Origin of the sequence: Pseudomonas fluorescens (genome assembly GCF_005938625.1) — a bacterium.
GTDB classification, from domain to species: domain Bacteria; phylum Pseudomonadota; class Gammaproteobacteria; order Pseudomonadales; family Pseudomonadaceae; genus Aquipseudomonas; species Aquipseudomonas fluorescens_BD.
In genome coordinates this window covers 16374-28029 of sequence record NZ_VCNJ01000074.1, presented here as the reverse complement: position 1 = coordinate 28029, position 11656 = coordinate 16374, and the positions used below count along the sequence as shown (strand labels likewise).

Below are 11656 nucleotides of genomic sequence, written 5' to 3'. Positions count from 1 at the left end.
CACGGGCGGCGGCACAGGCGGTATTTCCGCAGGTGACGACGGGGATGTGCTGCTGGATGCCAAGAATGATGTGAACAGCATTGGCGCAGGGATCGACGGTAAACACGTCAAGATCAAGGCGGGCGGTGACATCAATATCACCACCTCCATGACATTCAATACCGACGGATCCTTGATGTCCAGGAACTCAGCCGGTGTTTACGGAAATGGAGACGACTCTTCCGTGAAACTGGAGGCAGGCAAGGGCATCAATCTGACCGGCGCCACGGTGAGCGGCAGCACCGTCACCCTTAAAGCCACCAAAGACCTTAATGTCAAGGATGTACATGAGGTCGCGTCTTCCTATCAAAACGACACCGTCCATAATGCGCTCAGTGTGGCCAATAAAACGTCCACGAGTGCGAGTGCGACTTCCAATGGATCCGCACTGGCAGGCGATCATCTGGTTCTGGACGTCGGTGGCGATACCACAATCGTCGGCGGCAACGTCGATTTCATAGACACCACCGGCAACGTCGCGGGTAACTTTAAGGTCGAGGCGGCGAAAAACCTCTCCGCCACCAAGGAGACGAGCTTCACCGAAGGTATGGCCGCTTCGGCGCGAGCCAGCGCCGGAGGTTTTGAGGCGACCAGCAGATCCGGTGCTGAAGGCACTCAAAACGATGCTCGGGCTCTTTCCGAGGGCGGCATGGCCGCCAGTAACGTCGGTGGACTGACCGCAGGCTTTGGGTATGAAAAAACACAGACCAGCCATACCAACCAAAGTACCCATTATACCAATAGCCAGCTCAATCTGGGCAGTGGCAAGTTGACCGTTGGGGGAGTCGCGGATATCGGGGGGGCGGATCTTAATACCTCGGATGCGACTAAAGACGCAACGTTAAAAGTGAAAGCCAAGTCCATTGAAACGACTAAGTATAAGGACGTCGTCACGGATGTGAATACGGCTGAAACCGATAACTTTGGCATCACCTATTTTGGTGGCTCCTCTTTACTCGACGTTTCCAATGAGAACGGCAAGGTCGGCACCTCTGCCGCTAAAGGTAAAAGCGTGAATCCGCTCTTGGCGGCTTCGATCATCGGTGATGCCACTCAAATTGGCTTTGGGCCGATAGGATCTGTTGGTAACAACGTGGGTTTTAGTCGTTCGACGAGGAATAGCTCTAAGCACACCGAGTCTGACAATGTCACGCATGTGGGCGGAAACGTTTCGTTTGAAACAACGGAGGGGGATATTAACCTCAACGGTGTTCAGACCATGGACGACACGCATAAGATTGAGTTGGACTCCGCGGGCAGAGTCAATATCGCTGCGGCTAAAACGGTGACCACTGAATCGAGCAACTCTGACCGTCTCTTTGCTGGCGTCAACGGCTCAGCGGGCGCTACGCTCGCCGGGCAGGCTGGTTTGGGTGCCTCAGTTGTCGCTGAATATGGACAAGAAAACACGGTTTCGACCCGCACCACTTACACCAACTCCAATATCGGCGGTGATGTTGCTATCAAGAGCAAGGGCGACACCAACCTGGTCGGGGCGAATGTCACAGGGCATGTGACGACCGACATTGGTGGCAAGCTGAACATCACCAGCCTGCAGGACACCCAAACCCTCAATCACCATCAATCCAGCGGTGGGGGAGGGTTGGGCGTGGCGTTCAATACGGAAGTAGGGGACGTGGTGCCCGTCGCGAACGCTCACGGAGAAGGCGGCGCGGACTGGGATAATTATTCGGTTGTCGGAAGACAATCGGGCATTACCGGGGATCCATCCTCCGTTGTAAAAGTGAAGGGGGATGTCAACCTGTTGGGGGGCAAAATTGATGGTGGCAGCCGCGTAGTGACCGGAGGAACTATTAACGCCGCAGCGCTCGTGGATTACCACGAAAAAGACGGTGGTTATGGGGGGGGCGGCGGCGGTATGAACAGCTTTGGTGCGATTACAGCTTCGTATCAGGGTGGACAGGTTTCGCAAGTTCATTATCTGGCCATCAATAACGCGACCATTGACGGTCCTATCAGCAAAATGGACAGCTCTGGCGCGCTCCTTACCGATGTGGGAGCTCCGATAAATGGGGTGCTCAATACTGACGCCAGCCAGGAGTTGGTGGTAGCCAGAAACGAAAAGATCGCCGCCGCCGATATAAAAGTCGAAGTGGCGCCAATAGGTTTGAAGGGTGGGGACGAGACGGACGAGACAGACTCGCCACCGCCGAAGCCGCCGAAGCCGCCGGAGCCGGAGCCGGAGCCGGAGCCGGAGCCGGAGCCGGAGTTTCAACCGGACCTCAGCTTGGAGGTCATAGGTAAAAAAGCGGAAATTCATCGGATTACGGAGGTTGATGCTCCAGAGCCTGAATCGGCCCCAAGCCAAGGCGGGCGAGTGGGCAACTCCTTGGAGTACGCCAAGATTCGTAATGCTCTGGCGGTCATCAACACGGTTGGCAACAAAAACACGCTGCAGAAGAACCCGATCAAACTGGAATTGACCCTCACATCGGGTAAGACTGAGAAGTACACTATTTCAAAACCGAGTGATTTGTTGCAATTAAATGGTAAGAAGATCCTCATGGGACAAACCTCCCAGGGAATTGGACGTGGGCCAAATACTGCGCAATATATCCACGTCATACCGGGGGAAACGGGTACGTATCAGATTAAGTTCCTGAGAAAATAACCGACGACCCGCAGGTGATACCACGCTATTCCTGCAGCCGGTAACGGCTGCAGGTTCTGTGATGTTTTTTTGACGAAAGGGGGCGTGGAAACGCACCCTGCCTATTCGATTAAAGATGCTCAATCGAGCGTCTATTCCCGTTAGCGCGCGTTTGTGCGTGCTTGTTTTCTCCCGTTTGGGAAGACTGTTTTTGATCATGATCAACCCGCTGAGCGCGCTTGCGGTTGAGTGATTGCTTTTGCCCATCCTTCCCTCCTCCTGCATCGTGGCCAATTTGGCCTCCCGTTGATGACGGCCTGTTAGCCTTTTCCCCATGCCCTTGATGGAATGCTGGTTGCACCGGCGTGCCTGGCGAGGCGTGGTGATTCTGGCGGCACAGGATGATGAGCGGGAGTGAGTGATGGCGATCCTGCGCCACCACGAATGGTTGACAGCTTTTTGATGGTGATTGCCAGGCGAGCACGTTGGAGGTAAGGCAAAATCCTCAGCCGTGGATGGTTTTCACGGTGGCAAGACGAGCAGGTTTTTCTTCAGGGTTCCGCAGCCGGTTACCCGCGCAGTCAACGCCCGCCCAGCAAAAGTGGGCAGAGGCTCACCCCTTGGAACTCGGTCATCAGCGGCCTGTCACCGATCGATGAGGGTGCGGGCCAGCTGAAAGCCGCACGCGGCTCTGCGCCTCGACGGTCATCAAAAAAATCAGGCAAGGTCAGCCCGGCCCTCGGTAGCATCTTGCCCGGCGGAGCGCTGCTCACCATGCGACGCCTGTGCTTGGTAAATCCTTTGCACACCGGCGGATCGTGCAACCGCGGGCCCCCAAAGCGGCTCCGTGTTGATCAACCTGAGCACGGCTGGCGTTGAGGCGCGGCAGTGCTTGATTCCATCAGTTGAGCTTCGCAGGGCGCTGGAGAGGCTGGCCGTGCTGCAGGTTTAGGCCTCAGTGAAGACAGTGAGAAAAGGATCCCCCCAAGGGGGTGGGGTTTACCGGTTTCAAGGGCGGCATCCAGCCTGTGCAGTCTTGGAGCTCAACGACTGCCGCTGACCTGGCTACGCGACGTGTTGACACCGGGTGCCTGAAGCCTCTTGCTGAAAGCACAGAGCGTTGCCGTTAGGTGGGGTTTTCCGTCGGCCAGTCTGTACCTTGAGTGTGTTCGTATGGCGATATGCTACCTGAACTGATGCGTCGGGTGTGTACATCGACTCCGTTCTGCAAAATGGTCGCCATCAGTACAAGGCGCACTCGGAAGGCCAGAAGATCTCAGGTAAGGCCGACAGCTGGCTGGCCTCGGTCGAAGTGGGCAAGCCTTTTGTGCTGGGTGGCCCGTGGAGAGTTGAACCACAACTGCAGCTGGTGCAGCAGCACCTGAGCGTGGAAGACGAGCATCTGGGCAATACCAAAGTGCGCCAGGACGGTCATCAAGGTCTACTGGCCCGCGTGGGCGCTCGCCTGGAAGGTGATTTCGCCACTGAAGTCGGTTTGGTCCAGCCCTATACCCGGGTCAACCTGTACCGCGCAGCCAATGGCAACGACAAGACCCGCTTTGAGACCTCGCAGGCCTCGACGGCAATCAGCAGCAGTACCGGCGGCACCTCCACCGAACTGGCCGGGGGCGTGACCGTGCAGCTCAACCCAAGCACCGACGTGTATGCCGAGCTTGGCAAACAGTGGGCGGCGGGCGGCGATACCGACGTCAGCTCCTCGGTGCAGGGCTCGATGGGGGTGCGGGTCAAGTGGTAAGCGCTGACGCCAGGGCGCTGAACGAGACCGCTGTACGGGGCATCGCTCACCGCTGGCTGAACCCAATCTGACTGACCCCGAGCCATGCACCTCGAGCACATGGTCCGTGAGCTGACGGTGCTCCTGTTGGTTCAGTTGGGGTAAGGGTGTCTAGGTTGAACTGGACTCCCTTTTTTTGCCCATGGCCCATGGCGCTGCACCTCACGCGTCTTGCAAACCCCTGCCGGTTCCGTATGACCGCACCCGCCTTTTGCTTATCGTCGGCGCGTCGAGTTTGGATGCGCCGACGGTGCAGCGTCAGACGCAGATCTGGCCAATGAGGAACGGGTGTTTTTGCTGTTCATAACCTAAAAAAACCAATGGAATGCTGCATGTTAAGACCACCGTTATTCGCGCCACTGGCAGGCGCGCTGCTGTCATTGGCCTGCTCCCAGGCCTTGGCCGCGGCCTCACCGTATTCCACCTTGATCGTGTTCGGCGACAGCTTGGTTGACGCCGGCCAGTTTCCCGATGGCGTCTCTGGCGCCACCTTGCGATTTACCTACCGCAGCGGGCCGACGTTTCAGGGCAACTATGGTCAGGTGTCGCCGACGCTGCTGGGCACCCGATTGGGCGTGGCGCCCCATGACCTGAACGCCTCCACCTCATCGGTACGCGCAGCCCAAGGCCTGGCGACGGGAACAACTGGGCGGTGGGGGGCTATCGCACCGCCAACATTTTGCAGTCCATCACCTCGGTTTCCAGCGCCACGATTCCACCTGACAGAGCCGGCGGCGGTACCGTCTTGCGCAGCCGTCAGGGCTACCTGCCAAGCCGCGGTGGACGGGCGGATCCCCATGCCTTGTATTTGCTGTCCGGCGGGGGCAATGATTTTCTTCAGGGGCGCGTAACAGATGCTGGCCAGGCTGTGGCCGCCGGTGGGCGTTTGGCCGACAGCGTTCAGGCCCTGCAACAGGCGGGCGCACGCTACATCATGGTGTGGATGCTGCCCGACCTGGGCCTGACCCCGGCGCTCAACGGCACGGCGAAGCAGGCAGGGGCGTCGGCCCTGAGCCGCGTTCGCCGATCCGGCCCGCTTTGGTCTGGCGAGTGGGCAAAACCTGACCGGCACCTGCTTTAGCGGCGACGGCTGCACCGCCAATCCTACCTATGGCCTGGGCGGCCTCCATCCTGATCCCAGTAAGCTGATCTACAACGACACGGTGCACCCGACGGTCGTCGGGCAACGATTGATCGCCGACTACGCCTATTCCTTGCTGGCAGCTCCTTGGGAGCTCACCGAGTTGCCCGAGATGGCTCAGGGCACCCTGCGTGCGCATCAGGATGAGCTGCGCAATCAATGGCAGGCTGACGATCGTAACTGGCAAGCGCTCGACCAATGGCGTGCGGTTCTGGCCGGAAGTGGCCAGCACCTGGATTTTGCTGATCAACGCGGCTCGGTGAGCGGCGAGGGCAGGGGTGAAAACCTCAATCTGGGCACCAGCTATCGGCTCACCGAGCATTGGCGCGTGGGGGCGGCGGCGGGGCTGTATCGCCAGGCGCTAGAGGTCGGCGCCCGTGATTCGGACTACCGGCTCAACAGCTACATGGCCACAGCCTTTGCTCAATATCAGCGCGATCATGGATGGGTCGATGTCGCACTGACCGGCGGTACGCTGGACTACGACCGTCTCAAACGCAAGTTTGCCCTGGGGGTTAGCGAGGGCTCGGAAAAAGGCGCCACCGAGGGTTGGCTCTGGGCCTTGGGCAGCCGCTGGGGTTATGACCTGGCGGGGGCCGACAGCCCGTGGCACTTGTCGCCGTTCCTCAGCGCTGATTACGCGCAGGTTCAGGTGAAGGGCTATTCGGAACAAGACCATCGCTCCACCGCCTTGACCGTTGCCGATCAGCAGCGCGACTCCAAGCGTCTGGGCATCGGCTTGCAGGGCAGCTACCGCTTCACCCCGCCTACCCAGGCCTGGGGGAGCTGGCCCACGAGCATGAGTTCGACCCTGACACCCAGAAGCTGAAGCTGTCGCTCAACAGCGTACCCGGGATCGACTTCAAGCTGGACGGCTACACGCCACGCCGCAACTCAGATCGCTTGAGCCTGGGCGTCAGCCATCAACTGACGCAGACGCTGGCGCTGCGCGCGGCCTATAACCTGAGAAAAGAGGACAGCCTGACCCAGCAAGGGGCCAGTGTCGGGGCCAGTCTGGATTTCTGAGGCATTGCCTGGATCCGTTGAGAGGTTCCGCTGTGGGAAAGGTCTGACTGGGACTGGCGTGGCCATGTTTTCCCCGGCCAGCCGTTCCTGCAGCGCGATCGCGGTCTCGGCCCCCCGTCTATGCGGGTGAAGTGCGTCGAACGAGTGCTCACCAGGCCCTTGCACAGGGAGAGGGCAATGATGACATGGGTGGCCATGAGCGCTGAACTGGGCGCCGTGCCACCCTCTGCCAAGTGAGCCATGGCGCATCCGCTACGCCGGTCTACCGCCAAGCGCCCCCCACGCTTAGGGTCATACACTCTCGCTGAGCATCCGAAACGCTTGCGGCGCTCAACAGGCCTTCGCCTGCATCATCAACGATGACTGAAGCAACGGTCTGCGTAGAGTCCGCCCAGCACCGCCTCAGGCGTCCACCCTTGGGCCGATGCGATGCACTACTTGACCAGGGTCATCTGGGTGCCGTCGGCAAAACGATAGGTGGACGGATACCAGGAAAACACCAGCTTGGTGACATCCGCTTTTTTCAAGGCCAGATCAGCGGCGTTCTTGCTGTCGCATTCGAGGTTCCACATCTTGGCTTGTGTCGCCCCCGGTTCAATGGCCATGTCAGATTGTACGGTTGAGCGCTTGAGCTCATTGCCATGGTCATCGCCGATCACCAGAGTGCCTTCGATGCCGGTCAGTTTCAGGTTGCCGTTATTTTTGTAGGTCGTCCCCAACTCCCAACCTTCTGCAGATTTCTCTTTGACGTATTGGAGCGAGGTCACCGCCGGGGTGATCACGCTGCGCATTTGCTTGAGCAGCTTGACGTGTTCGGCCTCAGCGCTGGTTGGGGTGGACGGCATGGCCGTCTCGGTTTTGGGTTGCTCGTTCTGCCACTTGATTTGTTGCTTGATGGCCTCATCAATGGAAATCATCCCGGCGGCATTTTTTTCGGCCTCCTCACCTTGCTCAAAGCGTTCGGTATAGGCCGTAAACAGATCCTGTTCTTCATGGGTGAGCTGTTGGAAGTGCTCTTGCAGTTTTTTGTCCTGCCTCCAGTCCTTTGACATCGTGAAGGTATAGTCTTTGGGTGAACAGGCCGTCAGCAGGAGTGTGCAGGCCAAGCAGGCGCTGATGGCAGCAGCACTGAAGATTTTCAAGCGCATGGGGATCCCCTCGTTAAGTACAGGAAGGCCTGAGTGCAAACTTAGGCTTTAAAGAATTTCTGCTTTCTCCCTAACAGTGTCTGTAGGGATTTTCCTAATATTGTTGGCGCGCCCAAACGCCAACCCTGACGGCGCGGCCGAGGCGAGAAGGTGCACGTCGTACGCCGGCTGGCGCGCGACATGGATTGAATGGGCATGTCGATGGCGGGGTCGAGAGGGCGCAGGAGCGTAGGGGGCGTCTATGACCTGTAGGACTAAAGGCAAGTGCGGCGTCAGGTCAGAAAGGTCAAGAAAAGAGGACGAGTCGGTGCGCGCCGGTTACCCGCGTTAGGCGCGAACACCTTGTTCAGCCAGGATCATGGGCGAGAGGCAAACCTGTAATGATTGAGGTCGCCGATCTTGTACGTATTGAGGGAATTCCCTACAGACGCCATGGAAGGAAAGATCGAAATTTTCCCTGGCGGTTTGCTGAACCGTGCAGCGCCATGACGCCCAAGATCCGCATGTGTTTGCAGGGCGGCAAGCCGCACTATTCAGGCATCTGCAGGGGGGCGAATCCGAGCGTCTCACCCACGCAACCGGCTCGGTTTCAGGAAGGTTCAAACGCGCTACCTCTGGCTGACCCCCGCGACCTGATTGGAGAGATGACGTGGATAACTTGACCTTGATTGCCAACTTGCTCAGCAGACAGCACCAGACTCAATTGGCTTTGGCGGCGGCGATTGAAGAGCTCAATCGCTGGGTGGAGCAGCGCGGCTCGGTCGAGGTCGCCGAAAACGTGCGCAACGCCATGTTTGTAGTGGATAAAAACCTTGATCCCTTCCGCCGGGGGATTGCCGCCCTGATTGTGGCCGCCGCGCAGGAAAACGCGGCGCGCAAGGCCAGCGGCTCCGAGCGCCCATGACCCTATGGGCCGCCTTCGCCTAAGCGGCTTTTAATGGCGAGCGGTCAAGGGGCCGGATTGCGGGGCGGCAGGTGCTTGCCCCAGCTCAGCCCGAGGCCCATGCTGGGCTCTTGCGCCTCATCGGCATGCAGCGCATTCATCAAGGCCACCAGCCAGTCAATGTGATCATAGCGCTCGGGCAGTTCCAGCGAGGCGGCCGAGACGAGGGGCTCGGTCACCGCGCTTGCCGGCAAGTCGTTCCTCTGCACCTGCAGCCGTTCTATCTGCTGATCCAGGTCTTGGCTGAAGGCGGCACACCGCTGTTGAGCCAGGTGCACCAGCAAATCGAGATTGCGTGTTTGCCCTTGTTGCCGATCAAGCTCGAGGGCGTGAAGCAACTTGCTCACGCCCGCCAGCCGCTGATGGGCATCGCGCAGCAGGCGGACAGTCTCGTCAAGAAACGCAGCGGTAACAGCCAGGGGAAGCATGGAAGGGTCTCAACTTGATTGAATCGCTAAAGTGCAACGTTAAAATAAAAATCAAATCCAAAAAAAAATAAAAATCAAAATATAAGTACAGCACCCCGGCAAGTAGTGAGCTGCAGCCTTTAAACAGTACCCAGGGCTGATGCAAATAGCGTGGGCGAAAGGTTTTATCGCCCCGCGGCGCCGCTGATCGTATGTTTGTCGGATCGAGCGCGCCCGCCCATCGTTAGTCGCGCAACTAAATTCGCATCACCGACGGCGCATGATGGCATTGTGTGTATTAAGAAGGCTGTAAGGATTTTCCTCTTTTTATGCGCGTTCATGTGCGGGCGTGCCGAAGCTGCGGCTGACAGTAGAACCCGGCAATGACAAAAAATGCGCCAAGCCTCGCGAAAAAAGCCATCACCTGCCGACAAGCCTTGCCCAGCGTTCGCGTAAACCCGGTAGCTCGTTTTAGAGCGGCCCACTTGGCACGCCAAGAGTGAGGGATTTCCCTACAGGCAAAACCCTACTAAGGATCTAGGCTATAAGTTATTATAGTCCGACCGCCATGCAGGCGAGGGCGGGGCGACCCCCTTACTGATTGGGAGCACCGAACAATGTTCGGGCACCGATCTCTGTCCGGCGCTTTTGTCCTGACTTCTATAGCGGGCCACTGCTTGCCACTTGACGTCCCAGGCGACTCATCGCGTGGCGCGATTCTTTCACTTGACAGTCAGCCCACCTGAAACACTGGCTAATGGAGTGGACGAAATGGGTGATGTTAGTTTGCGCAAGCGCGCTGTATTGAAGTGGCGCTGTCGACATTAAATTTAAACCTGTCTTTAACGCCAGCATGTATCACCAACCAAACCGCCCCCCTCGTTCTACGAAACGATGCAACACCCAGCGGCGCATAAGATTAATCGATTCAGTTAACTATAAGAATGCCAGGGCAACATACGGATACGTTGGGAGGGAGAATTATTGGCTAGAATATTAATTGTAGACGACCATGCCGTAGTGCGCATGGCAGTTCGCCTGATCGTGGAAAAAGCAGGTCACGAGGTGGTGGGCGAGGCTGGCAACGGCCTGGAAGTGGTGGCGCTGGCCCGCAGTCTGATTCCGGACTTGGTCATTCTGGACATTGACTTGCCCAAGCTCGACGGCTTTGGGGTGTTGCAGCGCCTGCGCGATGAGTCCGAGCGGATCAAGGTGATCGTCTTTTCCTATCTGGACCTGAGTCGGTACGCCATCCGCTGCTCCAGAGCCGGTGCGTATGCGTTCGTTTCCAAGGACGGCAATCTCAACGAATTGATGAGCGCCGTGCAGATTGTGCTGGCCGGCTACACGCTTTTTCCGACCACGGATTTCTCCTCGGTCGATACCTCCTCGCGCCTTGCGACGGAAGAAACCCTGATGAAGTCCTTGTCCGATCGGGAGCTGGCGGTCTTGCGCCAACTGGCCCGCGGGCGACGGGTCAAGGACATCGCCGAGGAACTGATGTTGAGCGAAAAGACGGCCAGTACCTACAAGGCGCGTCTGATCATCAAGCTGCAGGTGGCCAACTTTCTTGAGCTGGTTGAGTTGGCCAAGCGAAATAAGGTGATTTGAGGGCGGACACCCTTGTTGATCCACCCGATGCGGGATCCCCGCGCTAGACACGTTCATCGACCTCAAAGCGGCGTCGGCTGCAGCAGGGCCATAACGGCGACAGTGCTTGAACGAACAGCCCAGGCGACAACGGTTTGCTCAGGCAGGCGAGCAAAGGCAATCCACGGCGCAAGGCCACCCGTTGCAGGTTGTCGAGCAGGGAGGGGTCATCCACTCCGCTGATCAGAACGGCATAGCGAATGGCGCCCAAGCGATAAAGCGTTTCGGTCAGGTCGACCCCCAGACCATCCGACAGGTGCTGGTCGCACACCAGGACATCAAAGGCTCGCCCCTCGTTGATGATGGCAAGGGCCTCGGCGCTGTCCAGTGCCAGGCGCATGCAAAAAAATCCTAAACGATTCAGTTGCATGGCAATGCCGATCAACTGAAAGGGATGATCCTCGACCAGCAGCAGGCTGGGCCAAGTCGATTGACGTTGTTCACTCATCATCCCAACTCCTCTGGTTATGGCATCGATGCAGGTGACTGCACGAGCTTGTTGCACGCTGCAATAAAAAACGGGTAGTGAACACCTGTCGCGCAGTGCGTCGATTTTGTTCAAAGGGCCGTTTTGTCATGTCTGCCTGTGCGTGAGCAAGGCAAGACGCTAAAAAAAACCCGCAGCTTTATAAAAAAGTGCGGGCGAAAGTGCTGGCTAATGGAAACGATTGAAACATGGGGAGGGATATGCGCAAACGTTTCCTTGGCACAACCGACCGGAGCCAAAATCGCGCTGCCAGCACCATCCAAACTTTAGGCCTTTGTTGGGGGTGTGACTGTAGGAGAATCCCTCAATTTGAAGGGGCGGAGTAGCCTGGCGCTGGTAGTGATGCACCCCGTCCGCGCGGTGCAGGCGCTCGCCACCGAGCGTCGGCGAATCGGCGAATCGGCGAAAA

At 58.1% G+C, this 11656-nt stretch carries 7 protein-coding genes and 1 pseudogene; 5 read left to right on the top strand and 3 right to left on the bottom strand.

The window, feature by feature from the left end:
- The 3 genes and pseudogenes from FGA82_RS29120 to FGA82_RS29110 all read left to right on the top strand — a co-directional run.
- Positions 1–2671 (top strand): hemagglutinin repeat-containing protein (locus FGA82_RS29120; RefSeq protein ID WP_141129762.1); only part of this gene is annotated, 2671 nt, incomplete at its 5' end.
- Between the two features lie 1186 nt (positions 2672–3857).
- A complete protein-coding gene (locus tag FGA82_RS29115; protein WP_141129761.1) occupies positions 3858–4406 on the top strand; it encodes an autotransporter domain-containing protein in 549 nt (182 codons plus the stop codon).
- A gap of 371 nt (positions 4407–4777) precedes the next feature.
- A pseudogene (locus FGA82_RS29110) lies at positions 4778–6612 on the top strand (autotransporter domain-containing protein).
- A gap of 434 nt (positions 6613–7046) precedes the next feature.
- On the opposite strand, the gene FGA82_RS29105 reads toward FGA82_RS29110, so the two are convergent.
- Positions 7047–7760, bottom strand: a complete 714-nt coding sequence (locus FGA82_RS29105) for a hypothetical protein (protein WP_141129760.1) — start codon at positions 7758–7760, stop codon at positions 7047–7049.
- 649 nt (positions 7761–8409) lie between these two features.
- On the opposite strand from FGA82_RS29105, the gene FGA82_RS29100 reads away from it, so the two are divergent.
- Positions 8410–8664, top strand: a complete 255-nt coding sequence (locus FGA82_RS29100; RefSeq protein ID WP_141129759.1) for a hypothetical protein — start codon at positions 8410–8412, stop codon at positions 8662–8664.
- A 44-nt stretch (positions 8665–8708) separates the two neighbouring features.
- On the opposite strand, the gene FGA82_RS29095 is transcribed toward FGA82_RS29100, so the two are convergent.
- Complete coding sequence (locus tag FGA82_RS29095) at positions 8709–9131, bottom strand: hypothetical protein (RefSeq protein ID WP_141129758.1); 423 nt, start codon at positions 9129–9131, stop codon at positions 8709–8711.
- Between the two features lie 963 nt (positions 9132–10094).
- Between FGA82_RS29095 and FGA82_RS29090 the strand changes: the two genes are divergently transcribed.
- Complete coding sequence (locus FGA82_RS29090; protein WP_141129757.1) at positions 10095–10721, top strand: response regulator transcription factor; 627 nt, start codon at positions 10095–10097, stop codon at positions 10719–10721.
- A 43-nt stretch (positions 10722–10764) separates the two neighbouring features.
- Here the strand turns inward: FGA82_RS29090 and FGA82_RS29085 are convergent, their stop codons facing one another.
- Positions 10765–11322, bottom strand: coding sequence for a response regulator (locus tag FGA82_RS29085; protein ID WP_141129756.1), 558 nt, complete (start codon positions 11320–11322; stop codon positions 10765–10767).
- Between the last annotated feature and the right edge of the window lie 334 nt (positions 11323–11656).

Bases quoted from the DNA above. Each gene is read 5' to 3' on its own strand.
- FGA82_RS29105 (WP_141129760.1), bottom strand. From the start codon at position 7,760: ATGCGCTTGAAAATCTTCAGTGCTGCTGCCATCAGCGCCTGCTTGGCC.
- FGA82_RS29095 (WP_141129758.1), bottom strand. From the start codon at position 9,131: ATGCTTCCCCTGGCTGTTACCGCTGCGTTTCTTGACGAGACTGTCCGC.